This window comes from Mesorhizobium sp. RSR565B, from assembly GCF_054719465.1.
The window spans coordinates 1,566,300-1,591,617 of sequence record NZ_JBTTIE010000001.1 but is presented as its reverse complement, the minus strand read 5'-3'; the positions used below and the strand labels follow the sequence as shown (position 1 = coordinate 1,591,617).

At 62.8% G+C, this 25,318-nt stretch carries 20 protein-coding genes, 1 tRNA gene and 1 pseudogene; 8 read left to right on the top strand and 14 right to left on the bottom strand.

Annotation, left to right across the window (positions count from 1 at the left end):
• Nucleotides 1-74 precede the first annotated feature (74 nt).
• Together ACYG9R_RS07655 and ACYG9R_RS07650 are read right to left on the bottom strand one after the other, a co-directional pair.
• The gene (locus ACYG9R_RS07655) at nt 75-782 is read right to left on the bottom strand and encodes a class I SAM-dependent methyltransferase (RefSeq protein ID WP_031198174.1); all 708 of its coding nucleotides are present in this window, start codon (nt 780-782) and stop codon (nt 75-77) included.
• Nucleotides 783-810: 28 nt separating this feature from the next.
• On the bottom strand, nt 811-2,802 hold the full coding sequence (locus tag ACYG9R_RS07650; protein WP_023823782.1) for a long-chain fatty acid--CoA ligase: 1,992 nt from the start codon (nt 2,800-2,802) through the stop codon (nt 811-813).
• A gap of 475 nt (nt 2,803-3,277) precedes the next feature.
• On the opposite strand from ACYG9R_RS07650, the pseudogene ACYG9R_RS07645 reads away from it, so the two are divergent.
• The 5 genes and pseudogenes from ACYG9R_RS07645 to ACYG9R_RS07625 all read left to right on the top strand — a co-directional run bounded on the left by ACYG9R_RS07645 (nt 3,278) and on the right by ACYG9R_RS07625 (nt 8,516).
• Nucleotides 3,278-4,875, top strand: a pseudogene (locus ACYG9R_RS07645) (ABC transporter substrate-binding protein).
• A gap of 47 nt (nt 4,876-4,922) precedes the next feature.
• Nucleotides 4,923-5,930: an ABC transporter permease subunit gene (locus ACYG9R_RS07640; protein ID WP_023692619.1), complete on the top strand. Its 1,008-nt coding sequence runs from the start codon at nt 4,923-4,925 to the stop codon at nt 5,928-5,930.
• Between the two features lie 26 nt (nt 5,931-5,956).
• Nucleotides 5,957-6,841, top strand: coding sequence for an ABC transporter permease subunit (locus ACYG9R_RS07635; protein WP_050485757.1), 885 nt, complete (start codon nt 5,957-5,959; stop codon nt 6,839-6,841).
• Nucleotides 6,841-7,686: an ABC transporter ATP-binding protein gene (locus ACYG9R_RS07630; RefSeq protein ID WP_023692618.1), complete on the top strand. Its 846-nt coding sequence runs from the start codon at nt 6,841-6,843 to the stop codon at nt 7,684-7,686. Before ACYG9R_RS07635 ends, ACYG9R_RS07630 begins: the two co-directional genes overlap by 1 nt.
• On the top strand, nt 7,686-8,516 hold the full coding sequence (locus ACYG9R_RS07625) for a dipeptide ABC transporter ATP-binding protein (RefSeq protein WP_023682050.1): 831 nt from the start codon (nt 7,686-7,688) through the stop codon (nt 8,514-8,516). Before ACYG9R_RS07630 ends, ACYG9R_RS07625 begins: the two co-directional genes overlap by 1 nt.
• A 123-nt stretch (nt 8,517-8,639) precedes the next feature.
• Here ACYG9R_RS07625 and ACYG9R_RS07620 read toward each other — a convergent pair whose 3' ends face one another.
• From ACYG9R_RS07620 to ACYG9R_RS07595, 6 genes are all read right to left on the bottom strand, one after another.
• Nucleotides 8,640-10,436 carry an ABC transporter ATP-binding protein gene (locus ACYG9R_RS07620; protein WP_027049321.1) on the bottom strand — a complete coding sequence of 599 codons (1,797 nt, stop codon included), beginning with the start codon at nt 10,434-10,436 and terminating at the stop codon, nt 8,640-8,642.
• A complete protein-coding gene (locus ACYG9R_RS07615) occupies nt 10,436-11,482 on the bottom strand; it encodes a glycosyltransferase family 2 protein (protein ID WP_023712595.1) in 1,047 nt (348 codons plus the stop codon). Before ACYG9R_RS07615 ends, ACYG9R_RS07620 begins: the two co-directional genes overlap by 1 nt.
• A complete protein-coding gene (locus ACYG9R_RS07610) occupies nt 11,479-12,591 on the bottom strand; it encodes a glycosyltransferase family 2 protein (RefSeq protein WP_023823781.1) in 1,113 nt (370 codons plus the stop codon). The genes ACYG9R_RS07615 and ACYG9R_RS07610 overlap by 4 nt, the downstream gene beginning before the upstream one ends.
• Nucleotides 12,588-13,769 (bottom strand): acyltransferase family protein, encoded by a 1,182-nt coding sequence (locus ACYG9R_RS07605; protein WP_023740784.1) that lies wholly within the window; start codon nt 13,767-13,769, stop codon nt 12,588-12,590. Before ACYG9R_RS07605 ends, ACYG9R_RS07610 begins: the two co-directional genes overlap by 4 nt.
• Nucleotides 13,769-13,957: a hypothetical protein gene (locus ACYG9R_RS07600; RefSeq protein WP_023682045.1), complete on the bottom strand. Its 189-nt coding sequence runs from the start codon at nt 13,955-13,957 to the stop codon at nt 13,769-13,771. The genes ACYG9R_RS07605 and ACYG9R_RS07600 overlap by 1 nt, the downstream gene beginning before the upstream one ends.
• A 492-nt stretch (nt 13,958-14,449) precedes the next feature.
• Nucleotides 14,450-14,525: transfer RNA gene (locus ACYG9R_RS07595), tRNA-Thr, on the bottom strand.
• Nucleotides 14,526-14,878: 353 nt separating this feature from the next.
• On the opposite strand from ACYG9R_RS07595, the gene ACYG9R_RS07590 reads away from it, so the two are divergent.
• The gene (locus tag ACYG9R_RS07590; protein WP_023823780.1) at nt 14,879-16,120 is read left to right on the top strand and encodes a hypothetical protein; all 1,242 of its coding nucleotides are present in this window, start codon (nt 14,879-14,881) and stop codon (nt 16,118-16,120) included.
• Nucleotides 16,121-16,127: 7 nt separating this feature from the next.
• Here the strand turns inward: ACYG9R_RS07590 and ACYG9R_RS07585 are convergent, their stop codons facing one another.
• Complete coding sequence (locus ACYG9R_RS07585) at nt 16,128-17,726, bottom strand: cisplatin damage response ATP-dependent DNA ligase (RefSeq protein WP_023669502.1); 1,599 nt, start codon at nt 17,724-17,726, stop codon at nt 16,128-16,130.
• Nucleotides 17,727-17,949: 223 nt separating this feature from the next.
• Nucleotides 17,950-18,960, bottom strand: a complete 1,011-nt coding sequence (locus ACYG9R_RS07580; protein ID WP_023712591.1) for a ligase-associated DNA damage response exonuclease — start codon at nt 18,958-18,960, stop codon at nt 17,950-17,952.
• 105 nt (nt 18,961-19,065) lie between these two features.
• On the opposite strand from ACYG9R_RS07580, the gene ACYG9R_RS07575 reads away from it, so the two are divergent.
• Together ACYG9R_RS07575 and ACYG9R_RS07570 are read left to right on the top strand one after the other, a co-directional pair.
• Nucleotides 19,066-19,998 (top strand): class I SAM-dependent DNA methyltransferase, encoded by a 933-nt coding sequence (locus ACYG9R_RS07575; RefSeq protein WP_023823779.1) that lies wholly within the window; start codon nt 19,066-19,068, stop codon nt 19,996-19,998.
• 104 nt (nt 19,999-20,102) lie between these two features.
• Nucleotides 20,103-20,462, top strand: a complete 360-nt coding sequence (locus ACYG9R_RS07570; RefSeq protein WP_023669505.1) for a hypothetical protein — start codon at nt 20,103-20,105, stop codon at nt 20,460-20,462.
• Nucleotides 20,463-20,474: 12 nt separating this feature from the next.
• On the opposite strand, the gene ACYG9R_RS07565 is transcribed toward ACYG9R_RS07570, so the two are convergent.
• Genes ACYG9R_RS07565 through ACYG9R_RS07550 form a run of 4 tightly spaced genes read right to left on the bottom strand, consistent with a single transcriptional unit; the run spans nt 20,475 to nt 25,300 of the window.
• Complete coding sequence (locus tag ACYG9R_RS07565; protein WP_023669506.1) at nt 20,475-21,416, bottom strand: 2-hydroxyacid dehydrogenase; 942 nt, start codon at nt 21,414-21,416, stop codon at nt 20,475-20,477.
• A gap of 19 nt (nt 21,417-21,435) precedes the next feature.
• Nucleotides 21,436-23,067: an ABC transporter ATP-binding protein gene (locus tag ACYG9R_RS07560; RefSeq protein ID WP_023823778.1), complete on the bottom strand. Its 1,632-nt coding sequence runs from the start codon at nt 23,065-23,067 to the stop codon at nt 21,436-21,438.
• Nucleotides 23,064-24,203, bottom strand: coding sequence for an ABC transporter permease (locus tag ACYG9R_RS07555; protein WP_023682037.1), 1,140 nt, complete (start codon nt 24,201-24,203; stop codon nt 23,064-23,066). Before ACYG9R_RS07555 ends, ACYG9R_RS07560 begins: the two co-directional genes overlap by 4 nt.
• Nucleotides 24,203-25,300, bottom strand: a complete 1,098-nt coding sequence (locus tag ACYG9R_RS07550) for a microcin C ABC transporter permease YejB (RefSeq protein ID WP_023712587.1) — start codon at nt 25,298-25,300, stop codon at nt 24,203-24,205. The genes ACYG9R_RS07555 and ACYG9R_RS07550 overlap by 1 nt, the downstream gene beginning before the upstream one ends.
• Between the last annotated feature and the right edge of the window lie 18 nt (nt 25,301-25,318).

The following is a 25,318-nucleotide window of genomic DNA, read 5'->3' as shown; positions in this document are numbered from 1 at the left end:
TTTCTGCCCCTTGAGGTTTGTCCACAATGAGTAGAATCCGGCCATTCAGAGCGACTGGGCTTTGCCGCGTCGCGCTAGCAATCTTCCGGCTCGAACCAAAACACACCGCTCGGCTTGGTCACATCACCCTTTGCGTCGCCGAAATCCGGCACCTGATATTCGGCGAGCAATCGTAGCCGCGACAGCGGCAGATCGGCGCGGCGGGGATCGCCGACCAGCACCTCGATGCCGGCTGCCAGGCAGCGGTCGAGGAACGGGATCACCCGCAGAGCAACCTCGCGGCCGTAGAACACGTCGCCGGCAAGCACGAGATCGACCGCTGGCGGCGGGCCCGTGGTGATATCCTGGTCGACAATGGTGATCTCGACGCCGTTGGCCAACGCGTTGAGGCCGATCGCGGCGACGCCGTTGCGATCGCTCTCGGCGGCGATCACCGCGCTGGCGCCGGCCTTGGCGGCGGCGATGCCGACGAGGCCCGAGCCGGCGCCGAGGTCGAGCACGCGGTGACCGGCCACGATTTGCGGATGGTCGAGTATATAGCGCGCCAGCACGGCGCCGCCGGCCCAGGCATAGGCCCAGTAGGGCGGCTGCGGCTCAGCTTCGTGCTCCTCGGTCTGGCTGCCGTCTTCCGGTCCATGAGCTCGCCACTCGACAAGCCGCCTCAGGCCGCTGCCGGAATGAGCCGTATAGAGCTGGATTTCACGAAGGGCGGGAACGGGCGCAAGCCGCAGGTTCGCCTTGATGAACACTACTGCATCGGGACGCCGACTATCGTCCGCCATCCCGCCGTCGCCAGGCTCGCCGTTCAAATTATTCCCGCAGCGCCCGGCGCAAAATCTTGCCCACCGGCGTCTTCGGCAGCTCGGTCCTGAACTCGATGTATTTCGGCCGCTTGTAGCCGGTCAGGTTCTCGCGACAATACGCAGTGATTGCCTCAACGGTCAGCGCCGGATCCTTCTTGACGATGAACAGCTTCGGCACTTCGCCCGAATGCTCGTCCGGCACGCCGACCGCCGCCACTTCGAGCACGCCCGGATGCTGGGCGACGACTTCCTCGAGTTCGTTGGGGTAGACGTTGAAGCCGGAGACCAGGATCATGTCCTTCTTGCGGTCGACGATCTTGGTGTAGCCGCGCTCGTCCATGAAGCCCATGTCGCCGGATTTGAAGAAGCCGTCCTTGGTCATCACCTTGGCGGTCTCGTCCGGCCGGTTCCAGTAACCGGCCATGACTTGTGGCCCGCGGATGCAGATCTCGCCGACTTCGCCCAGCGGCAGGTTGTTGCCGTCATCGTCGCGGATGACGATCTCGGTCGACGGCAGCGGTAGGCCGATCGTGCCGGTGAAATTGCTGTCGCTGAACTTGTTGGCGGTGGCCACCGGCGAGGTCTCCGACAGCCCGTAGCCCTCGGTGATCGAATTGCCGGTCAGCGCCTTCCAGCGCTCGGCAACCCCCTTCTGTACCGCCATGCCACCACCCAGCGTCATGATCAGCGGCTTGAAGTCGAGCTTGCGGAAATCCTCGTTGTTGAGCAGCGCGTTGAACAGCGTGTTGAGGCCTGGGAAAATGTGCATCGGGTATTTCTGCAGCTCCTTGACGAAGCCGGGAATGTCGCGCGGGTTGGGAACGAGCACGTTCTGGGCGCCCTGCTGCATGCCCATCAGCGCGTTCACCGTCAGCGCGAAGATATGGTAGAGCGGCAGCGCGCAGATGAAGTTGAGATGCGCCGGTTTCGGCTTGATCGCGTAGGCGTCCTGCAGCCATAGCGTGTTCTGCGCGACATTGGACAGCACATTGGAGTGCAGCAGCACAGCACCTTTGGAAATCCCCGTGGTTCCGCCGGTATATTGCAGGAAGGCGATGTCGCCGGCCTCCATCTTGGCCGGTTTGAAGGCGATGCCGGCGTCGGCCTTCACCGCCGCATTGAACTTGACATGGCCGGGCAGCGACCAGGCCGGCACCATCTTCTTCACCCGGCGCACGACGAGGTTGACGATCGTGCCCTTGAGGGCGCCGAGCATGTCGCCCATCGCCGCGACCACCACATGCTTGACCGCCGTTCTGGCAATCACCGCCTCCAGGGTGCTGGCGAAATTCTCCAGAATGACGATCGCCTGCGCGCCGGAATCCCTGAGCTGGTGTTCGAGCTCGCGTGGCGTGTAGAGCGGATTGATGTTCACCACGACATAGCCGGCGCGAAGCACGGCCATCATCGCCACCGGATATTGCAGCACATTCGGCATCATCAGCGCCACGCGTGCGCCTTTCTGCAGGCCCTTCGATTGCAGATAAGCGCCGAAGGCGGCCGATTGCCGCTCGAGTTCGGCATAGGAGATCGACTTGCCCATGCAGACGTATGCCGGCTGGCCGGAAAACTGCTTGCAGGCGCCGACGAGGAAGTCGCCGATCGAACTGTAGGGCAGGGCGCCGATCTCCGCCGGCACGACTTTCGAATAGCTTTTTAGCCATGGCTTTTCCGGCAAGCCCGCGGCAAGCGCCGTCAGCGTATTCGGCAGTTTTTTGGCCGCGCCCGGCGACGGCTTCGAGGCGGGCTTCGCCGCGGCTGCCTTGGCGGCTGGCGGCTGGGCGGGCTTTGCAGCGGGTGTTGTCTTCGCCGCGCGCTTGACCGCAGGTTTCGCTGCCGGGTTGGCGCTTGCCTTCGCCGGCGTCGAGGTTGCCGTTGGCTTGACGGCGGGAGTGGCTTTGGCCGGTGGCGCTTTCGACTTGGCGGCAGCGGCGGCCGGTTTTGAAGCTTTCGCCGCTTTTGCTTTCGCCGGGGCCGTTGTCTTTGTTGCTTTCGCCACCTCTAGCCTCCCTCGGTCGTTCTGTTGCCTGCTCCTGCTGCGCCGCCTCGATGTGGTGAGGCGTCCTCCGCTGCAGCGATGTCGCGGATTCCCGGAAAATCCAGCGTGTCATCTATCTATTGCGACTATCGGCGGCCGTGCAAGTCTTGCCCCAGCGGCAGGACGGCAAAGATTTGCCGTCGAAATCCTTCCCGCGACGCCGGCTCGGCAATGCCGTCCTGTCATCTCGGTGGCGAAACCCAGGCTTGTGGATTTTTGGCTTACGATTGCTGCGATCAATGAAAAAATGCGGTCGTTAACAATCCCGTGATTAGCAGATTTTGCTATTTCATTCTGTAGTTCGTCAAAGACCGAGAAATATTTTCTGCTTACGGTGGGGTAGGCAAACAGGGTGTTCCAAAGCCGGAAAAACGGTGCTTATATGCGCGCTTCGCGAGCCTATAGAGGGGCTTGGAAGAACATCAGGGAGTGCTCAATGAAAAAGAAACTGACTTTTGCAGCCGCGTTGCTGGCTGCAAGCGTCCTCGGCGGTGTGGCCAATGCCAAGACGCTGGTCTATTGCTCGGAGGCCTCGCCGGCCAACTTCGACCCGGGTACCACGACGGGCGGCAACGACTTCGACGCCTCGTCGCGCACCGTCTATTCGCGCCTGGTCGAGTTCAAGCATGGCGGCACCGAAGTTGTGCCCGGTCTCGCCGACAAATGGGAGATTTCGGACGACGGCCTGGTCTATACTTTCCACCTGCATCCGGGCGTGAAGTTCCAAACGACAGATTTCTTCAAGCCGACGCGTGATTTCAATGCCGACGACGTCGTCTTTTCGTTCGATCGCCAGTTCAACAAGGAAAACCCCTGGAACGGCGAGAAGTACCTGCCGAACCTGACCTGGGACTACTACACCGGCATGGACATGCCGAAATACGTCGCCAAGTGGGAAAAGGTCGATGACCTGACCGTGAAGCTGACGCTGACCGAGCCGAACGCGCCGATGCTGGCCAATCTCGGCATGGACTTCGCCTCGATCGTGTCGAAGGAATATGCCGACCAGCTGGAAAAAGACGGCAAGATGGCCGACTTCTCGACCAAGCCGGTCGGTACAGGTCCGTTCCAGTTCGTCGACTACCAGCTGGATTCGGTCATCCGCTATGCGGCCAACCCGGACTACTTCAAGGGCAAGGAAAAGATCGACGATCTCGTCTTCGCGATCACGCCTGACGCCACCGCCCGCATCCAGAAGGTGCTCGCCGGCGAATGCGATATCGCGCCCTATCCGAATCCTGCCGACACGGCACGATCAAGGCCAACGCCGACGTGACCCTGATGGATCAGGCTGGCCTCAACATCGGGTATATGAGCTACAACACCACCATCCCGCCGCTCGACAAGCCTGAAGTGCGCCATGCGCTCAACCAGGCGATCGATCGGGAATCGCTCATCAAGTCGCTGTTCCAGGACGCCGGCGCCACGCCGGCCGTAAACCTGATCCCGCCGACCATGTGGTCGTGGAACAAGGACGTGAAGTCCGACGCCTATGATCCGGAAGCCGCCAAGAAGGTGCTGGCCGATGCCGGATTGAAGGAGATCCAGCTTTGGGCCTCCGACCGCGTCCGTCCCTACAACCCGAACTTCCAGCGCGCCGCGGAACTGATCCAGGCTGACTGGGCCAAGGTCGGCGTCAAGGCGGAGATCGTCAGCTACGAGTGGACGAAGTACCGCGAAGAAGGCAAGAAGAAGGAGCGTCCGGGTGCCTTCCAGATCGGCTGGACCGGTGACAATGGCGATCCGGACAATTTCTTCGCCACGCTGTTCGCCTGCTCGGCCATCGGCGTGTCGAACTACTCCAGCTGGTGCGACAAGGACTTCGAGGATCTGATCCAGAAGGCCAAGAAGACCAGCGACCAGGCCGAACGCACCAAGCTCTATGAAGAGGCGCAGGTTGTCTTCCAGAAGCAGGCTCCGGCCTTCCTCATGGCACACAGCCAGGTCTACGCAGTCGTGCGCAAGAATGTCAGCGGCTTCATGATGGACCCGCTCGGCATTCATCGCTTCGACGGCGTCGACAAGGCCGAATAGAACTGTTAGGCGGGCGGCGCGCAATCAGGCGCCGCCCGCTTTTCAAGATGCTCCGATATCTCCTAAACAAAATCGTCTTGGTGCTGCCGACGCTGATCGGCATCACCATCTGCGCCTTCGCTTTCGTCAGGCTGCTGCCCGGCGATCCCATTCTTGCCATGGCCGGCGAGCATGGCGTGTCGCCCGAGCGTTACGCGGAACTGAAGGAACAGTTCGGCTACAATTTGCCGATCTGGCAGCAATACGCGCATTATGTCCGCGATGCCGCGACCGGCAATTTCGGCGTGTCGATTTCGTCCAAGCGGCCGGTCATCGAAGATTTCATGACGCTCTTCCCGGCAACCGTCGAGCTCTCAGTCTTCGCCATGATCTTCGCCATGGTGCTGGCCATCCCGGCCGGCATCATTGCTGCGGTCAAACGCGGCTCCTGGTTCGACCAGGGGCTGATGGGCACCGCCCTTGTCGGCTATTCCATGCCGATTTTCTGGTGGGGTCTGCTGCTGATCATCTTTTTCTCCGGCTATCTCGGCTGGACCCCGGTTTCAGGACGCATCGGCCTTCAGTTCTTTATCAAGCCGATCACCGGCTTCCTGACCCTCGACAGCCTGCTCTACGGCAAATGGGATGCTTTCCGCTCGGCATTGAGCCACCTGGTGCTGCCGACAATTGTGCTCGGCACCATCCCGCTGGCGGTGATCGCGCGCCAGACGCGCTCGGCCATGCTCGAAGTGCTGGGCGAAGACTATGTGCGGACCGCCCGCGCCAAGGGCCTGTCGTCGTCCCGCGTCATCGGCGTGCATGCGCTGCGCAATGCGCTGATCCCGGTGGTCACCACCATCGGCCTGCAGGTCAGTACCCTGCTCGCCGGCGCCATTCTCACAGAAACCATCTTCGCCTGGCCGGGCATCGGCAAGTGGATGGTCGAATCCATATCCAAGCGCGACTATGTCGTCGTGCAGTCAGGCTTGCTGCTGATCGCCCTTATCGTCATGGCCGTGAACCTGATCGTCGACGTGCTTTATGCCGTCATCAACCCGCGCATCAGGGCGGCGTGATGAGCCAGTCGACCGAAATCGCCCCGATGGCCGCCGGCAACCCTGACCGACTGACCGGCTTCAGGACTTTCTGGCACTATTTCTCGGTAAACCGCGGCGCCGTCATCGGCCTGTTCGTCTTCATCCTTTTGGTGCTGGCCGCGCTCTTTGCACCGCTGCTCGCGCCCTATGCGCCCGACATCCAGGACAAGACCGCTTTCTTGCGTCCGCCGGCCTGGCAGGCAGGCGGCAGCATGGAATATCTGCTTGGCACCGACGCGGTCGGCCGCGACATGCTCTCGCGCCTGCTCTATGGCGCGCGTTTCTCGCTGCTCATCGGCGCCGTCGTGGTCACGCTGGCGCTTGTCGGCGGCATCACGCTCGGCCTTTTGGCTGGCTATTTCCGGGGCTGGGTCGACGTGGCGATCATGCGGGTCATGGATCTGATCCTGTCCTTCCCGTCGCTGCTCTTGGCGCTGGTTCTGGTCACCATCCTCGGCCCCGGCCTGTTCAACGCCATGCTGGCCATCGCGCTTGTCCTGCAACCCCACTTTGCCCGTCTGGTGCGCGCTGCCGTCATGGCCGAAAAGAGCCGCGAATATGTGGTCGCCGCCAAGGTCGCCGGCGCCGGCCATATAAGGCTTATGCTGCGCACCATCCTGCCCAACTGCCTGGCGCCGCTGATCGTGCAGGGCACGCTGTCCTTCTCCAACGCCATCCTGGAGGCGGCCGCTCTCGGCTTTCTCGGCCTTGGCGCCCAGCCGCCGACACCGGAATGGGGAACCATGCTCGCCTCGGCGCGTGAATTCATCCTGCGCGCCTGGTGGGTGGTGACCTTCCCCGGTCTGGCCATCCTCATCACCGTGCTTGCCATCAACCTGATCGGCGACGGTCTGCGCGATGCGCTCGATCCGAAGCTGAGGAGGTCGTAATGGCGCTGCTCGACATCCGCAATCTCGTCGTCGAGTTCCAGACCGCATCCGGCCCGTTCCGCGCGGTCGATGGCGTCTCGCTCCATGTGAACGAACGTGAAGTGCTGGCCATCGTCGGCGAATCCGGCTCCGGCAAGTCGGTGTCGATGCTGGCTGTGATGGGGCTGTTGCCGTGGACGGCGACGGTCACTGCCGACCAGATGAGCTTCAACGGTCGCGATCTTCTGAAGATGAGCCCGGCCGACCGTCGCAAGATCGTCGGCAAGGACATGTCGATGATCTTCCAGGAGCCGATGGCCAGTCTCAATCCGTGCTTCACCGTCGGCTTCCAGATCGAGGAAGTGCTGCGCTTCCATATGGGCATGGACAAGGCCCAGCGTCGCGAGCGCGCCATCGAATTGCTGACGCAGGTCGGCATTGCCGAGCCGGCCGAACGGCTGAACTCGTTCCCGCACCAGATGTCGGGCGGCCAGTGCCAGCGGGTGATGATCGCCATCGCCATCGCCTGCAATCCCAAGCTTCTGATCGCCGACGAGCCGACCACCGCGCTCGACGTTACCATCCAGAAGCAGATCCTCGACCTGCTGGTCTCGCTGCAGGTCAAATACGGCATGGGCCTGATCATGATCACCCACAATATGGGCGTCGTCGCCGAGACCGCCGACCGCGTCATCGTCCAGTACAAGGGCCGCAAGATGGAAGAGGCCGACGTGCTGTCGCTGTTTGAATCGCCGAAGAGCAATTACACCCGCGCGCTTTTGTCGGCGCTGCCGGAAAATGCCGTCGGCGACCGGCTACCGACCGTCTCGGACATGCTGTTCGAACCGGCTGCCGGGGGCGTCTGATGAGCATCAAGGTCGTCGAAGGCAAGGACATCGTGCGCGACTATCACGTCGGCGGCGGCCTGTTTCGCGGCGCGCGCACCGTGCATGCGGTCAAGGGCGTCTCGTTCAGCGTCGACAAGGGCAAGACGCTGGCCATCGTCGGTGAATCGGGCTGCGGCAAGTCAACGCTGGCGCGCATCATCACGCTGATCGATCCGGCAACGTCGGGCGAACTGTTCATCGACGGCAACAAGGTCGACATCGCAAGGAACGGCCTGACCAGGGAGATGCGCCGCAAGGTGCAGATCGTCTTCCAGAACCCTTACGGATCGCTCAATCCGCGCCAAAAGATCGGAGATGTGCTGGGCGAGCCGCTGCTCATCAACACCGACAAGCCGGCCGAAGAGCGGCGCGACCTCGCCATGAGGATGCTGAAGAAAGTCGGCCTCGGAACCGAGCACTACAATCGCTATCCTCACATGTTCTCGGGCGGCCAGCGCCAGCGCATCGCCATTGCCCGCGCGCTGATGCTGAACCCGAGCCTGCTGGTGCTTGACGAACCGGTCTCCGCGCTCGATCTTTCGGTGCAGGCGCAGGTGCTCAACCTGCTCGCCGACCTGCAGGACGAATTCCAGCTGACCTATGTCTTCATCAGCCACGATCTGTCGGTCGTGCGCTACATCGCCGACGATGTGATGGTGATGTATTTCGGCGAAGCCGTCGAATACGGCTCGCGCGAGGAGGTCTTCGCCGACCCCAAGCACAACTACACCAGGACGCTGTTCGCCGCGACGCCGCGCGCCGACGTCGCCTCGATCAAGGCGCGGCTGGCGAAGAAGAAGGCCGCCTGACCTCTCACCGAGAATTGTTTTTGAACAATCGGAAATGCGTCGCGGCGGTGGTTTGCCGGCAGGATTGATCGCGATCTGCGAGCTGCCGGGCGTAAGCCGCGTCGCAGGTTGGGGTGCGCCCCATCACTCACCCGCTCCGTGCTGGTAAAGCTCGTCCATGCTGAGCATTGCCAGGGTTGCGAAGGGGGCCTGTTTTTTCACCCGACCGCGGCTCAAGATCACCACGTCGTCGCAGAACGATATGGTGCTGTAATGATGACTGATGACAATGGTGGTGCGGCGGCCGGCCCGCGACTTCAGCGTCTCGACAATAGCGGCTTCTGACAACCCATCCACCGCACTGGTGGCTTCGTCGAGGATGAGAATATCGGGATCGCGCACCAGCGCCCGCGCCAGGGCGATCCTTTGCCTTTGTCCGGCTGACAGGTTGATGCCCCGGTATCCGACCAGCGTCGCGTAACCCTGCGGCAGGTGCTCGATGAATTGATGTGCCTCGGCCAGCCTTGCGGCGCGCATGGCGTCGCTGGCCGAGGCCGTGTCGTAGCCGTAGATAATGTTTTCAAAAATGGTGCCATCGACCAGTTCCAGCTCCTGACTGGCCAGGGCAATGTTCCGCCGCCACTGGCTTGGGTCGACTTCATCGAGCGGTGCCCCATCGACGAGGATCCTGCCGCTGTCGGGTTTGACGAAGCGGCACAGGAGATTGACGATCGTCGTCTTGCCGGCGCCCGAGCGGCCGATCAGCGCCGTCGAGCGGCCGCTGCGGATATCGAACACCGCCTTATGCAGCACCGCCTCGCGCGCGTCGGGGCCTGACAGGGGACCGGAATAGGCGAAGCTCACATCATCGAAGCTGATCCCTTGGCGCAAGCCGTCGAACGGCAGGCTGCCCTGCGGCGCCTCGGGCTTGTCGGAAGGATCGAGCAGCCATTGTACCTCCTCCAGCGAGCCGCTCATGCCTTGCAACTGACTCCAGGACATCTGCAAGGCCCGCATATGCGGCTGCAGTCGGTAGAGCAGGATGAGGAAGGCGACGGTCAGCGGGAAGCTTACATTCGCCAGCCAGGCTCCGATCACCACCGCCAGGAACAGCATCGCGTGCAATACCTCGGTCAGTGGCGGCAAGACGCCCTGGCGGATTGAAAGCACGAAAGCCGCCCGCCGCACCCCGTCGGACGCTTTGGCGAAGACCGCCTTTTCGCGGTTCTCCTGCCCGAAGATGCGAATCAGGCGCCCGGCATGCACCAGATGCAGCATCTGCGACGCCAGTGCGCTGTTGCGCGAGACGACGCTGCGGCTCGGCGCCTTCAGATTGGACGACAAAACCCCGTGCGCCAGCTGGACAAGCGCCAGCCCTAGAGTCACCAGCAGCGTCATCTGCCAAGAGAGGAGCAGGAGGAAGGCGAGCAGGATGACGGCGGCCGAGGCACTGACGATCGCGCCGAGCAGGGCCTGGATAGCGTCGGATGCTCGCCAGGATTCGTTGGAGATGATGTTGAGCAGCCGCCCGGGGCTTTGCTGCAGGAAAAAGGGGTAGCCGACCCTGAGCAACTGCTCCGACAGTGCGCTACGGATCGAATAACCTGCCTTGCCGTAGATGTAGCTGGTCAGCAGAGTGTTGGCGAAGGCAAAGACATTTTTCAGTACGATCGAACCGAGGATCGCGGCCGAAATGGCGATCAGCCGCTGGCGCTCGCCGAGGTCCGCTCCAACCTGCTGGAGGAGGGCGGAGAAACCGGCCATGCCTGATGTTTCGCCACGTCCCATAATGATGCCGAGCAGCGGAATGATGAGACCGATGCCGAGGCCTTCCAGCGCGGCGCCCGCAAGCCCGAGCCCCACCACGACGGGAACGAGCCGCAACAGCCTGCCACCAAGCGCGCGGCGCAGCATTGGCAGGGCTGACGGAATCAGTGACATTATCGCGCTCTGGCCTCCGCATTGGCTTCGCTGGCTTCTCGGTCGTGGCGCAGCGGCAGCCGTTTTGGCCATCCCATCATGACGAGCAGCGCAAATCTGGCGGCACCTGCCAGATTCATAACAACAATAGGCCAGTGCGACAGATCGAGGTCGCGGTCAAAGCGAGGACGGCCCGCCAGTTCCCTGAACGCGGCCCGCGCGGACCAATAGACATGGCGAAGCAGCCAAGGGGCGTGGCGGACATGTTTCAGGCACAGCGCACCATTACCGAGGCTATAGTCGCGGTGCAGCCTGTCGATCGATTTGCGGTCTCGCCGGCCGTGATGATGCAAGACCGTCATGTCGGGCACATACTCGACCGGCATGCCGAGCAGCATCGCCCGCACGAGATAATCAGTATCTTCAGCCGAGCGTAGCGGGCCGCCAGCGCCGAAGCGTTCGTCGAACGAGCCGATGCGGGCCGCGACGTCGCGGTGCATGGTCATGTTGCAGCCGAGCACGAAGCCGCCGGGGTGGACCGCCGGGGTCAGCCGCTCGCTTGCCTCGCGGAGCTTTATGGTGAAGGGCAGGTCCCGGGCATCACCGAGCTCGACCCGGCCGCCGCGGATCAGCCACTTCTCGCCACTCCGGTAGTGCCGCTCCAGGTCGCGGAGATAGTCGCGGTCGAGCTTGCAGTCGTCGTCGACGAAGACCAGCACGCGGCCTCGCGCTCGCGCCAATCCGGCATTGCGGGCAGCGGCTAGTCCGGGGCGAGTCTCCGAGACGGCTGTGACTGGGATGTCGGAAGTTTCGGCGATAGCGGCCAGCCGCTTTGACGTGCCGTCCCGTGAACCATTATCGACCACCACCAACTCTGCCGCGAAGGTGGCGTGCACCCGGCATGCGGTCTGGATCGAGGCTATGCAAGCCTCCAGCACAGCGGCGCGGTCGCGCGTGCAGACGATGAAACTGACCTCGAGCGACGGCCGCTCCGATCGGGGAGATGTCGGGACAGGTGCACTCGCAAACTGGTGATCGCGCAGGAGCGGGTGGGGCCTGTCGGTCATACCAGTCCCCGCTGATAACGCGCAAGCACCGCTTCGGCCGGCGTGGTTTTGAAGAAGTACGCCACCGCGTCCGCCCGCTTTCCGGCCCTTATCGAGAGCAGGCTGAGCCAAGGCGCCCAGACGCCGGGACGCAGCGCATATTGTTCGCGGCGCCGGATGAAATTCCATCTCGCCGTCCGCGTGAGCAATTCGTGGGTCAGCGGCGGTTCTCCTTCGTCGCCGACGAGTTGGTAGAGGAAATAGAACAGGTTCAGCGCGCCTGCCTCGAAGCTTGGCCGTGTGTCGGTCGGCAGCTCGGAAATCCGCTCTTCGAGCGCACGGATGAAATCGGCTGCGCGCGAAACCGTGTCGAAAGAGACGGCGTCGCCGATGTCGCGCAGATCCGCTGTGGTTTCCGCAAGCCCCTCACGCTCGAGATTTTCGGCCACGATCCGCAAATGCGTCCTGCGCATTTCCTTGGCATGCCGCATGGTCACGCTTCCCGCATGGATGCGATAGACGAGCAGGCTATCGGGCAATATGGTCGCCGGGAAACGGCCGGCAAGCCGTCTGAAGAGATCGAAATCCTCGGCATGCCTATATTTTGGATCGTAATAGAGATCGTTGTTCCCAATAACCTTCCTGTTATAGATCACCGTCGGATGTAAGAATATCGTAAAGAACATCGACAATATGTCGAGCCGGCCGAGCCGGAACACCGGGTCTAGCCTGCCTTTGGCGATACGGCCGTGAAGCAAGGTATCGACGCAGGCGCCGCAGAAGCCGAGATCGGGCCGCCGCTCGAACAGTGCGACCTGGCGCGAGAGGCGCCGGGGATAGGCGACATCGTCCGCATCCATTCGCGCAACAAGCTCGCCCTGGGCCAGTCGTAGCCCTTCATTGAGGGTGGCGACGAGGCCGCGGTTCTCACGCGAGATGACAGAAACGCGATTGTCTGCCCGGCGGTATCGTTCGAGAATCTCGAGCGAGTTGTCAGTCGATCCGTCATCGATAGCGATGACCTCCAGGCGATCGTAGTCTTGCCGCAGAATGCTCTCCAGCGCAGCGGTGAGATAAGGCCCGGCATTGTAGACCGGCAGCAGGACGGAGACGAGCGGCGCGGTGGTCATCTCTGCGCATCCGTTCGCCGGAGTTCGAGTGCGGCGCGGCCATCGGGGGATCCGCCGGGATAGGCGTCCGCCGCCCTGCCGAGCCAGCCGGCATCGCCAGAGCGTGCCTGGGAGCGGCGGCGCGCTACATAGGGGAAGCGGCGCTTGAGGCCGTTGAGCGGCTTTTCGAAAGCCGTCCACGAGATCGAAGCGACGGCGATCGTGGCGGTGCTCGCGACCAGGAAACGCCCTGGCCCCTGCTCCGAGACATTGAGCGGGATCCAGGGCTGTGACTTGACGGCGAGCGAAAGAAGGATCGGATGGTAAAGATAGACGCCGTAGCTGATGCGGCCCAGTGACAGCAGCGGTGGCAGTTCGAAAACCCTGCCGAGGACGCCGCCAAGGCCGGCTGAACAGGCGGCGACAACGGCCACCAGCGGCACTAGGGGCAGGATCTGCAGTAACGCCCAGCGGGCCCATTCCAGCATAGGATCGGCCGGCGCAGGGATAAGCCACTCAATCGCCAGGAAGACAGCCGCAAGGGCTGGCCAGCCTAGCCGCATCCATTGCGGCAGGCCGGCGCCTCTGGTCCGCCGGCAGGCAAGCAAAGCACCAAACGCCAGCGCGTCCATCGATGCTGGCGGCAGCAGGTCGCGCGCTAGCGCCGGGGTGGCGGTGATCGGCCAGTAGAAGCGATAGGCCAGCGACAACAGGATGACGCCGATAGTGATCGCTTCCACCCGCCGGCGGGGTGCGAGAAGCACGACCAGCGGCCAGGCGATATAGAACTGCTCCTCGATGCTCAGGCTCCAGAAATGGCAGAGTAGCCAGGGCGTCCATTCGTTGCGCAGCGCGTACCAAAAATTCGACAGGTAAAGCGCATGCCAGACGAGCGATCCACTGGACTGCTCCAGATCGGTCAGCCAGACGAACCCAAGCACGGCGAAATAGGGCGGGAATATGCGCAGCGCGCGCCTGATGTAGAAGGAACTCAATGCAGGGCCGGCTTTGAATTCGGCCGCGGCGCGCGCTTCGAGCAGCAGTCGTGTGATCAGGAAGCCGCTCAGCACAAAAAAAAGCCGCACCCCGATGTGGCCCCAAAAGGAGGACCCGTTGGGTGCAAGGAAATGGGAATAGAGAACCATCGTGACAGCGATGGCGCGCAGAGCGTCCAACTGATTGTCACGCGCGACCGCCATCAGCCATTTCCGCCGGTCTGAAATCTCCGATGAAGCCAGCGGCCCTGCATTCCGGGCCTCAGGTCGAGGCCTGCCAGCGTCGAGAGTGCGCCGACAACATCAAACCCGCGCCTTGTGCGCGGGGCAGCCTCGAAATCGGTGCTGGCCAGCGAAAAATTCAAGCTGATCAACTTGGCGGAATCCTCCACGGCGCACTTCCCAGTACCAAATCCCCCAAGAAATGGTGCAACCGGGCAATGGTGCAGTGCAACACAAAATATCTATCGAGCTGTAATATTTGTGTGAGTTAGTGCTAAAAATGGGTATGATTTGCGAGTGCGTTGCGTCGATCAGGGTTTTTCACGTCCGCAATGCTGCATGAGCAGTAGTACCATGTCAGAAAAGGCACGGTTTAATTACACAACTATAATCCGGAGTGTCTGATATAGGTCAAAATTGACGAAGATTACTCCAAGATAGTGGTTTTGTATCTTATAAATTATGCTTGTATTGTCGGGTTCTCTAGGCTGTCGATCTTGCGCGATGCAGCATAGTCGATGGTCAAGCGTCTGACGACGCAATCCTGTGGCGGCGGCCATATGGCGCATGTCGACGAGGCAGACAGGAAGTGCCGGTGTTGGTGTAGGGAGTGACGTGCATTAGCCTTGCACCTGCCGTCACGCTTGCGTCGGATGGAGAACTGGTGCCGCTTAGGTGACTCGAACACCTGACCCCATCATTACGAATGATGTGCTCTACCAACTGAGCTAAAGCGGCCCGGGAAGCGCGAGGTTCCAGGATCGGCTGGGTGATAGACTCAACCGGCCGCTAATTCAAGATGGGCAACCGCGATTTCGAGCCGGCATCCGGCAATTCGTCCCGGCATTTTCCATTGGCGCGCAATGAGCCACCGCCTCATTTGCTTTTTCGGCTACGCGGAGACGTCGCGGTGGACTGCGCACAAACTGCCCGGCAAGGCGGCAAAACGGACTGATTTTATTGCCAAAACGCATCGAAATGGGCCTTGAACAGGCCTGTAAGGCAGAATGCGGGCGCTCGCCCGTTGATTGATTGGTCGCCTGCGGCTAACGATCATGGCAATGTAAGCGAACGGACAGGGGAATTCGCTTTTGGACGCGATCGAAAAAGCGATCCGCAACGCCTTCGAGAAAGGCAACGCCGAGGACCGGGCATTTCGCGAGCGGGTCTATCGGTCGGCTTTCGCGGCGCTCGACCGCGTGCTCCAGGCCAATCCCGGCGTGACGGTGGAAGCCGCCATCAAGCGCCGTAAGGCGGTGCAGGAAAAGATCGCCGAGATCGAATCCGAATTCCTGCCCGCGGTCCCCGATGTCGCCGCGCCGACGCAGAGCGCTGCGCAGACGCAGAGCGCTGCGCAGACACAAGATACCGCGCTGACGCAACGCGTTGCGCAGCCGCAAGACGCCGTACAGGGCGCCGCCGAAGCGCCCGCGGTCGATGCCCCGACAGGTGTCGCGGCCGGACCGTCGCCGGCGATCGTCGTTGATGAACCGGTTCAGCCCGAGGCATCCGACGCGCCGCGTTCGCGCGTGCTGCCGGTCGTCCCCGACATCATGCCTGACGCCACGCTGCCCGGCGCCCCGGCGATCGATATGGCCGATTCCGCGCCGGCCGAGGCCGCGGCGGAAGTGGCGCCTGACCGTGATGAAAGGCGGATAAGGGGCCGCCGCCTGCCGCTGACGGCGATCTTCTTTGGCGTGACGTTGCTCGCCGCCGCCGGCATCGGCCTCTATTTCGCCGTGCAGACCGGGGTCTTCAAGACGCCGGCGCAGCTCGACACGGCGCCGCCCGAAGCGCCGCCGACCGTCGACGATGACGACTTCACGCCGCCTGCCGATACAACTGAGCCGCAGCAGCCTGGCGCGCCGCAGCAGCCTGGTGTCGCCGAACAGACGCGCGACTGGATCAACGTGTTTACACCCACCGATCCAACGCATGTGGCGACCCCGTCCGACGCCAAGGCCGATGTCGTGCAGGACGACACCGGCTCCTTCCTGCGCATCCGCTCCGGTGCTTCCGGCTCGGCCATCAGCTTCGATGTCGGGCAGGGCGTGCTGGAGAAGCTTGCCGGCAAACATGCCGTGTTCGACATCGTCGCCCGCGCCGAGGACGGCAAGGACACGCAGATCTCCGTCGACTGCAATTTCGGCGATCTCGGCGACTGCGGCCGCAAGCGCTATGCGGTCGGCCAGCAGCGTAACGAATATCTGTTCGACGTGAAATTCCCCGACAAGCCCCCGGGCGCGGCCGGCAGCATCGCCATCAATTCCGACTTCGACAAGCAGGGCAAGGCGGTCGACATCTACGAGATCCGCGTTTCGATCGAACCGTAAGCGCCGCCTAGCGATCAAGCAGCGCCTGCAGCGTCTCGATGCGGTCGGCTTCGGCGGTCGGCTTGTCCCAGCGCAGCCGTGAGATGCGGGGAAATCGCATCGCAACGCCGGATTTGTGGCGGGTCGAACGGTTGAGACCTTCGAACGCCACCTCCAGCACCAGGCCTTGGCTGCGGTCGGCGCGCACCGAGCGCACCGGGCCGAAACGCTCGACCGTATTGTCGCGGACAAATTTGTCGATCTGCTTCAACTCCTCGTCGGTGAAGCCGAAATAGGCCTTGCCGACCGGCACCAATTCCTCCGCGCCTTCCGGCCCCGACCAGACGCCGAACGTATAGTCGGAATAAAAGCTCGACCGCTTGCCATGGCCGCGCTGCGCATACATCAGCACAGCATCGACCGTGTGCGGATCGCGCTTCCACTTGAACCACGGCCCTTTCGGCCGTCCCGCGAGATAGGGCGAATCCCAGCGCTTCAGCATCACGCCTTCGATAATCGGGTGCGGCGGCGCGCGGCGCAGTTCCTCCAGCGTTTGCCAATCCCGGAATTCGACGAATGGCGACAGATCGAAACGGTGCGGGTCCAGCGTTGTGATGAAGGCCTCAAGACGGGCCCGCCGCTCGCGGAAAGGTAGCGCGCGCAAATCTTCGCCGTTGATCTGCAGCGCATCGTAGCAGCGCATGAAGGCCGGGTATTGCTGCTGTATCTTCGGGGCCACGCTCTTGCGATTGAGCCGCTGTTGCAGGTCCGAAAAGGTGCCGGTCGCCACCGGCTCGCCGACCAGCAATTCACCATCGAGCGCGGCGGAAAAATCCATTGCCTGGGCGAGATCGGGGAATGCGCCGGACACATCGTCGCCGGTGCGCGAATAGAGCCGGCGCACGCCGCCCTCGCACACCGCCTGAACGCGGATGCCGTCCCATTTCCATTCCGCGGCATAGTCGGCCGGATCGAGCTTTTCGAGGTCGCCGTCGCCGACCGGGTTCGACAGCATCACCGGACTGAACAGGGCAAGTGCGGTCCGCTTCGGCTTCTCGGCCTTGCCTTCCAGCCACGCGAACAGCGAGATATAGGGCGGCGTCAGCCCGTGCCACAGCTCCTCGATCTCGGCGACATCGACCTTGCCGAAATCGGCCAGCGCCTGTTTGGCCAGCCGCGCCGAAACGCCGATGCGCAAGCCGCCGGTGACCAGCTTGATGATGGCAAAGCGCGCTGAAATGCCGGCGCTGTCGAGCAGCCCGGCCAGCACCTTGGGTCCGTCCGAGCGGCTCGCCGCCTGCAGCGTCGCCACGACATCGCCAAGCGTCGGCTCCCGGTTGGGGATATGTCCCGGCGTTTGCGGCCAAACCAGCGAGACGGTTTCGGCAAGGTCGCCGACATAGTCGTAGGAATAGCCGAACAGCACCGGATCCATGCGCTCGGTGACCAGCGTGCGCAGCATCGCCGGCTTGACCGCCGCAATGTTGAGGTCGCCGGTGATCGCCGCCAGCGCCAGCCCGCGGTCGGGGTCCTCGACGCTGCGGAAATAGTCGACGAGCAGCGTCAGCTTGCCATTGCGCGACGGCGTCAGCACCAAGCGGTCGAGGAGTTCGGCGAAACGGTTCATGCGTCGCCCCACGCCAATGGTGAAAACCGGCGCGAGGCACCCCCCTCTGGCCTGCCGGCCATCTCCCCCTCAAGGAGGAAGATCGGATGTCGCGCCGGCCTTGGCCAATCTCCGATATTGGCGGAGATGAGCCGGCATTGGAGCTGCCAATATGCCCCCTTGACGGGGAGATGTCCGGCAGGACAGAGGGGGGCGCAACGGGTCGCGGCGCTGGTGATCACCATCAATCGCCCTCGTCCTCATAGCCCACAAGGTGCAGTGGCCTGGCGGCGATGCCTTCCAGCTCGCACCAGCGCACCAGCGCTTCCTCGCGGCCATGCGTCACCCAGATTTCGCCGGCGCCCGTCTCCTTGACGGTGGCGGTCAGTTCGTCCCAGTCGGCGTGGTCGGAAATGATCAGCGGCAGTTCGACGCCGCCTTGCTTGGCGCGCTGGCGGATGCGCATCCAGCCCGAGGCGAAGCACGAGATCGGGTCGGGAAAGCGCCGCGCCCAGCGGTCGGCGAAGGCCGATGGAGGGCCGACAACGATGACCCCAGTGAAATCCTGCTTGCCGCCGCTGTCGACGGTTGCCGGCTCCAGCGTGCCGAGGTCGATGCCCTGGCTCTGGTAATATTCGCTGAGCTTGGCCAGCGCGCCGTGGATATAGATCGGCCTGTCATAACCGGCATCGCGCAGCAGCCGCATCACCCGCTGTGCCTTGCCCAGCGCATAGGCGCCGACCAGATGCGATCGCTCGGGAAACTGCGCCGCCGATTTGAGCAGCCGGGCGATCTCCTCCGTGTCGGGCGGATGGTGAAACACCGGCAGGCCGAAGGTCGCCTCGGTGATGAAGACGTCGCATTGGACCGGTTCGAACGGTGCGCAGGTCGCGTCCTTCTGGCGCTTGTAGTCGCCGGAGGCGACGATGCGCCTGCCCTTGTGCTCGACCGCGATCTGCGCCGAGCCCAGCACATGGCCGGCCGGATGGAAGGTGACGCTGACATCGTTCAGCGCCATCGCTTCGCCAAGCACGGCCGCTTGCGTTGTCCCGGCAAAATCCTCGCCATAACGCAACCCCATAATGTCGAGCGTCTGCTGCGTCGCCAGCACCGAACGATGGCCGGATCGGGCATGGTCGGAATGGCCATGCGTGATCAACGCCCGGTTGACTGGCCGCACCGGGTCGATGAAGAAATCGCCGCATGGGCAATAAAGGCCTTCAGGCCGGGGATGGAGCAGGTCGCTGGCGCGCATCCAGTCAAGATAGTGGCTAATTCCAGCGCGGGAAGCCTGTTGCAAGAGACTGCTGACTCGGCCTACAGCCAGCCACCGGCCGCATCAGCCGGCGGGGCCATCGCCATGCAACCGCTGAAAATCTCGTCCGGCGACCTGACCGCCGACCGTCGCGCCGACTATGCCGAGATGCTTTTCGGCTCGGGCGAGCACGCGGCAGCGGCGGAGCTGCTGCTCGGCGCGCTGGAGCTGGCGCCGCAATGGGCGGCGGGCTGGTTCCGTCTTGGCGAGATGCAGGAGACGGCCGAGCGGCTCGACGTGGCGGCTCAAGCCTGGGCGACGGCGCTGAAACTCGACCCGGCGGATCGCCTTGGCGCTGCGCTGAAGCTGCAGCTGATCGGCAAGGCGCCGGCTGCCGCAGCGCCACCCAGCGCCTTCGTCGAGACGCTGTTCGACCACTATGCCGAGACTTTCGAGGACTCGCTGGTCGACAAGCTCGGCTACCGGCTGCCGGAGTTTCTCGATCGCGCCATTCGCGCGGCAAGACCGGGCCGCTTTTCGCTGGCGCTCGACCTTGGTTGCGGCACCGGTCTGATGGGCGAGAAACTGCGGCCGGTCGCCGAACGGCTGGAGGGCTACGACATCTCCGCCGCCATGCTGAAAAAGGCCCGCGCCAAAGGCGTCTACGATCTGCTCGCCAAGGCCGATCTGCAGGATTTCGCCTATGCCGGACCGAAAGCCGATCTGGTGGTGGCGGCCGACGTGTTCATCTATGTCGGCGCGCTCGATCGCGTGATGAAGACCGTCGCGGGCATTCTGGCCACCAATGGCCTGTTTGCCTTTTCCGTCGAAACGCCAGCCAAGGGCGGGGCGGGCGGCGACGCCGGTTTCGCGCTGCAGCCGTCTCGTCGCTACGCCCATTCTCAAGCCTATGTCGAGCGGGTGCTTGCCGCAAACGGCCTGTCGGTGCTGTCGATGCAGCCGACCGTCATCCGCTGGGATCGCCGCCAGCCGGTCGACGGGCTTGCCGCGCTGGCGGTGCCCTCGTCCAAGGGTTGATGTCTCGTCTTGTTCGAAAACGTGAATAGGATTTTTGCGGCTGGCGCGGCATCAGGTAGGATACAAGCCGGGAAAAGCCCTCGGCAGGCATTGAGGAGGAACACATGCGCTGGAACATGATGGTCTTGGTGTCTTGCCTGGCAATGACCGGCTGCATGGGCAGTTCGATGTCGGAGCGGCAGGACCAGGACGTGCAATCGTCGCTGCAATATGACAACGTGCCTTGCGACCAGTTGCTGGCGCAGCGCAACGAACTGGCGCAGCAATACCATCTGTCGACGGACGCCAAGCCGAGCTTCTCCAATCCGGCGATGGGCTTCGGCCCGTTCACGCCGGATATGCGCTCCAAAAGCAAGCGCGATACTGATCTGGCAAGTGGCAAGATCGACGCCATGAACCGCTCGATCGTCCGCCGCGACTGCGGCAAGCCCAACAAACAGAAGAAGTTCACCCTGCCGAGCTGAACCTGAACTTCCTCAGTACCCCGCCTTGCGGTCGACCACGTTATCAAGCTTTTCGCCGCGCTCGAAGGCATCCATCTGCCGCAACATGCTCGGCGCCAGGTGGACAGGGTCGGAGGTCGCCGCCGCGTGCGGCGTCACGAACACTTTCGGGTGACTCCATAGCGGACTGGTCTTCGGCAGCGGCTCGACCTCGAACACGTCGAGGCTCGCCTCCTTCAGCGTGCCGTCGTCCAGCGCGCGCAAGATGTCGGCGTCCTTCTGCAGCCGGCCGCGCCCGGCATTGATCAGCACCGAGCCGCCGAGGCCGTTGCGCTTGCGTAATTCCTTCAGCACGCCGTAATTGATGATGCCGTGCGTATCCGGCGTCAGCGGCAACAGCACCACCAGTATGTCGGTGGCGTTGAGGAAGGGGATCAGCCCGGCCTCTCCGGCGTAGGTCGCAACGCCTTTCATGGCCTTGTCGCTGCGCGACCAGCCATTGACGGCAAAGCCGAGCGACAACAGCACCGATGCCGCCGCGCGGCCGAGATTGCCGAGCCCCATAATGCCGACCGAGATGTCACCGGCCGGCCGCTGCGGCGGTTCGTGCCAGGTCTTCTTCGGCTGCTGCGCACGATAGAGCATGCCCTGGCGGTGATGGTCGAGCACGCGCCAGACGACATATTCGGTCATGTACTGCGTCAGGTTGTCAGCGACCACTTTGACGATCGGCACATCGGGCAGGCCGGGATCGGCGAAGATGTGGTCGACGCCGGCGCCGATCGAGAAGATTGCGCGCAGATTGGGCAGCGATTTCAGTAGGTTCGGCTTCTGCTTCCACACCACCGCATAGGTGATCGACGGATCCGAAGCGCCGTCCGGCTCCAGCACCACTTCGCGCTCGGCCGACAGCAGCTCGCGCCAGCGCTGCGGATGAAAGCCGGTGACGGCAAGCAGGATTTTGCCTTTTTCCATTTGCGGATTGTATTCCCTGTTATTCGCTAACGATACCGACTGGCGCCGTCTCGATCTTGAACGCGGCCGAGATCAGCGCCTTCGTATAGTCGGTCTGCGGGCGCTCGAAAATCTGTTCGGAAGGGCCGGCTTCGACGATCTTGCCATTGCGCATGACGATGACGTCATTGGCAAGGGCGCGAATGACTTTCAGATCGTGGCTGATGAACAGATAGGCAAGGTCGTGCCTGGCCTGCAGATTGCGCAAGAGGTCGACCACTTGCGCCTGCACGCTCATGTCGAGCGCCGAGGTCGGTTCGTCCAGCATGACGAAGCGCGGATTGAGCACCATGGCGCGCGCAATGGCGACGCGCTGGCGCTGGCCGCCGGAGAATTCATGCGGATAGCGGTTCCTGGTCGCCGGATCGAGCCCGACCTCCTTCAGCACGGCGACGACCTTGTCGTCGCGTTGGTCGGGCGACAGCTTCGGCTCATGGATCTTCAAGCCTTCCTCGATGATCTCCGAGACCGACATGCGCGGGCTGAGCGAGCCGAACGGGTCCTGGAAAACGATCTGCAACTCGCGGCGCAGCGGCCGCATGGCGTTGAAGGAAAGTTGGTCGATGTCGCTGCCGTTGAACTGGATGGTGCCGGTCGATGAGATCATCCGCGCCAGCGCCAGGCCGAGCGTCGTCTTGCCGGAGCCGGATTCGCCGACGACGCCTAGCGTCTGGCCGGCGCGTACGGTGACGTCGATTCCGTCAACAGCCTTCACATTGTCGACGGTGGTGCGAAAGAAACCCTTTTTGATCGGGAACCAAACCTTGATGTCCTTGCCGGTCATAACCGGTTTGGCGGCGTCGTTGGCGGCCGGCGGCTTGCCCTTCGGCTCGGCGGCCAGGAGGTGCTTGGTATAAGCGTGCTGCGGGTTGGCGAAGATGTCCCTGGTCGGCCCGGTCTCGACGATCTTGCCTTTGGTCATCACGCAGACGCGGTCGGCGATCTTTCTGACAATGCCGAGATCATGGGTGATGAACAGCATTGACATGCCCTTGCGGCTCTTCAGCCCCGCCAGCAATTCGAGGATCTGCGCCTGGACAGTGACGTCGAGCGCCGTCGTCGGCTCGTCGGCGATCAGCAGTTCAGGCTCGTTGGCCAGCGCCATGGCGATCATGACGCGCTGGCGTTGGCCGCCGGACAGCTGGTGCGGATAGGCGTCGAGCCGCTTTTCCGGTTCGCGAATGCCGACCTCGTTGAGCAGCGCCAGCGTGCGCGCCTTGGCCTGGCGGTCGCCCATGCCCTGATGCAGCGCCAGGATCTCGACGATCTGCTGCTCGATCGTGTGCAGCGGATTGAGCGAGGTCATCGGCTCCTGGAAGATCATGGTGATCTTGTTGCCGCGCACGCTGCGCAACTGCTTTTCGTTCATCGCCAAAAGGTCGGCGCCCTGGAACAGGATCTTGCCCGAGGGATGGCTGGCCGTCGGGTAGGGCAGAAGCTTCAGCACCGACAGCGCCGAGACCGATTTGCCGGAACCGGATTCGCCCACAAGCGCCACCGTCTCGCCCTTGGCGAGATCGAAGGAGATGTGGTCGACGGCGGTCGACTCGTTGCCGCCTTGGGTGAAGGCAACGCTGAGATCGCGGACGGAGAGCAGGAGTTCGCTGCTCATCGGAACGCCTTGCGCGGGTCGAAAGCATCGCGCGTTGCTTCACCGATGAACACCAACAGCGACAGCATCAGCGAGATGACGATGAAGCCCGATATACCGAGCCAGGGGGCATTGAGGTTACTCTGCGCCTGTTTTAGCAGTTCGCCGAGCGACGCGGTGCCGGGCGGCAGGCCGAAGCCGAGATAGTCGAGCGAGGTCAGTGTCGAGATCGAGGCGCTGACCAGAAAAGGCATGAAGGTCAGCGTCGCCACCATGGCATTGGGCAGAAGATGGCGCAGCATGATGGTGCGGTTGGACACACCAAGCGCGCGGGCCGCGTTGACATATTCGAAGTTGCGCGCGCGCAGGAATTCGGCGCGCACCACGCTGACAAGCGACGTCCAGGAGAAGAGCAGCATCAGCCCGAGCAGGATGAAGAAGCCCGGCGGCAGGATGGCAGCGACGATCAGCAGCAGATACAGCAGCGGTATCGCCGACCAGATTTCTATGAAGCGTTGAAAGAGAAGGTCGGTCCAGCCGCCGAAATACCCTTGCAGCGCGCCGGCGGCGACGCCGATAACCGACGAACCCGCGGTCAGGATCAACCCGAACAGCACGGAAATCCTGAACCCGTAGATGATGCGCGCCAGCACGTCGCGCGCCTGGTCGTCGGTACCCAGCCAGTTCCAGTTGCCGACAATGCAGTCAGGATCGGCAGCGCCTTGCGGATATTGGCTGCATCGCCTCTGCGCGTCGTATTCCCATGACGGTTTTGCGGGAGCGGCGTCGGGGATCGCATTGTTGACGGTGCGGTAGGAATAGCGGATTGGCGGCCAGATCATCCAGCCATTGGCGTTGATCTCGTCGCGGATGACCGGGTCGCGATAGTCGGTGACGGCGTAGAAGCCGCCGAATTTTTCCTCGGGGTAGGCGACCGCCACCGGGAACAGGATCTCGCCTTTGTAGTAGGCGACGATCGGTCTGTCGTTGGCGATCAGTTCGGCAAACAGCGACAGCACGAACAGAGCGAGGAATATCCACAACGACCAGTAGCCGCGCCTGTTGGCCTTGAAGTTCTGCCAGCGCCGCTTGTTGAGCGGCGACAGCCAGGGGCGGGCGATCCTTGTCGGTGTGATCTCGGCTGCAGCCTGCGTCATCAGACGTCTCTCCGCTCGAAATCGATGCGCGGATCGACCCATGTGTAGATCAGGTCGGACAACAGCGTCACGAACAGGCCAAGTAGCGAAAATATATAGAGGTTGGCGAACACGACCGGATAGTCGCGCGCCAACACGGACCTGAAACCGAGCAGCCCGAGACCGTCGAGGGAAAAGATGTTCTCGATCAAAAGCGAGCCGGTGAAAAAGGCCGAGATGAAGGCCGCTGGAAAGCCGGCAATGACGATCAGCATTGCGTTGCGGAACACATGTCCGTAAAGCACCCGCCGCTCCGACAGGCCCTTGGCACGGGCCGTCACCACATACTGTTTGCGTATCTCTTCCAGGAAGGAGTTCTTGGTCAGCAGCGTCGTCGTCGCGAAGGCCGACAGCACCAGCGCCGTCAGCGGCAAGGTCATGTGCCAGAAATAATCGACGATCTTGTCAGGCCACGACAATTGGTCCCAATTGTCGGAGACGATGCCGCGCAGTGGGAACCAGTCCCAGAAGGAGCCGCCCGCGAACAGCACCATCAGCAATATGCCGAACAGGAAGGCCGGTATGGCATAGCCGACGATGATCACGCCGCTGGTCCAGACGTCGAAGGCGGAGCCGTCCTTGACCGCCTTGCGGATGCCAAGGGGAATCGAGATCAGATAGGACAACAGCGTGATCCACAGCCCAAGCGAGATCGACACCGGCATCTTTTCCAGGATCAGATCGAGCACCGAGATGTCACGGAAATAGCTGTCGCCGAAATCGAAGCGGACATAGTTCCACAGCATCATGCCGAAGCGTTCGAGCGGTGGTTTGTCGAAGCCGAACTGCTTTTCCAGCTTCTTGATGAATTCAGGATCGAGCCCTTGCGCGCCGCGGTACTTCGAACCGACATCGCCGGCCACATCGAAATTGCCGCCGCCTCCTGCATCGCCGCCGCCGCTGCCGAGGCGGTCGCTGCCGCCCTGGTTGGTCAGGCTGGCGATGACCTGCTCGACCGGTCCACCCGGTGCGAATTGAGTGACGACGAAAGCAACAGCCATGATGCCGAACAGGGTCGGTATCATCAGCAGGATACGGCGCAGTATGTAGGCGCCCATCAGCTTTCACCCTCCCCC

Coding starts and splice junctions, on each gene's coding strand:
- ACYG9R_RS07625 (WP_023682050.1), top strand. CDS start 7,686: ATGAGCATCAAGGTCGTCGAAGGCAAGGACATCGTGCGCGACTATCAC.
- ACYG9R_RS07610 (WP_023823781.1), bottom strand. CDS start 12,591: ATGACCACCGCGCCGCTCGTCTCCGTCCTGCTGCCGGTCTACAATGCC.
- ACYG9R_RS07550 (WP_023712587.1), bottom strand. CDS start 25,300: ATGGGCGCCTACATACTGCGCCGTATCCTGCTGATGATACCGACCCTG.
- ACYG9R_RS07560 (WP_023823778.1), bottom strand. CDS start 23,067: ATGAGCAGCGAACTCCTGCTCTCCGTCCGCGATCTCAGCGTTGCCTTC.
- ACYG9R_RS07640 (WP_023692619.1), top strand. CDS start 4,923: ATGCTCCGATATCTCCTAAACAAAATCGTCTTGGTGCTGCCGACGCTG.
- ACYG9R_RS07635 (WP_050485757.1), top strand. CDS start 5,957: ATGGCCGCCGGCAACCCTGACCGACTGACCGGCTTCAGGACTTTCTGG.
- ACYG9R_RS07570 (WP_023669505.1), top strand. CDS start 20,103: ATGCGCTGGAACATGATGGTCTTGGTGTCTTGCCTGGCAATGACCGGC.
- ACYG9R_RS07565 (WP_023669506.1), bottom strand. CDS start 21,416: ATGGAAAAAGGCAAAATCCTGCTTGCCGTCACCGGCTTTCATCCGCAG.
- ACYG9R_RS07615 (WP_023712595.1), bottom strand. CDS start 11,482: ATGACCGACAGGCCCCACCCGCTCCTGCGCGATCACCAGTTTGCGAGT.
- ACYG9R_RS07620 (WP_027049321.1), bottom strand. CDS start 10,436: ATGTCACTGATTCCGTCAGCCCTGCCAATGCTGCGCCGCGCGCTTGGT.
- ACYG9R_RS07580 (WP_023712591.1), bottom strand. CDS start 18,960: ATGCGCGCCAGCGACCTGCTCCATCCCCGGCCTGAAGGCCTTTATTGC.
- ACYG9R_RS07575 (WP_023823779.1), top strand. CDS start 19,066: ATGCAACCGCTGAAAATCTCGTCCGGCGACCTGACCGCCGACCGTCGC.
- ACYG9R_RS07555 (WP_023682037.1), bottom strand. CDS start 24,203: ATGACGCAGGCTGCAGCCGAGATCACACCGACAAGGATCGCCCGCCCC.
- ACYG9R_RS07585 (WP_023669502.1), bottom strand. CDS start 17,726: ATGAACCGTTTCGCCGAACTCCTCGACCGCTTGGTGCTGACGCCGTCG.
- ACYG9R_RS07605 (WP_023740784.1), bottom strand. CDS start 13,769: ATGGCGGTCGCGCGTGACAATCAGTTGGACGCTCTGCGCGCCATCGCT.
- ACYG9R_RS07630 (WP_023692618.1), top strand. CDS start 6,841: ATGGCGCTGCTCGACATCCGCAATCTCGTCGTCGAGTTCCAGACCGCA.
- ACYG9R_RS07655 (WP_031198174.1), bottom strand. CDS start 782: ATGGCGGACGATAGTCGGCGTCCCGATGCAGTAGTGTTCATCAAGGCG.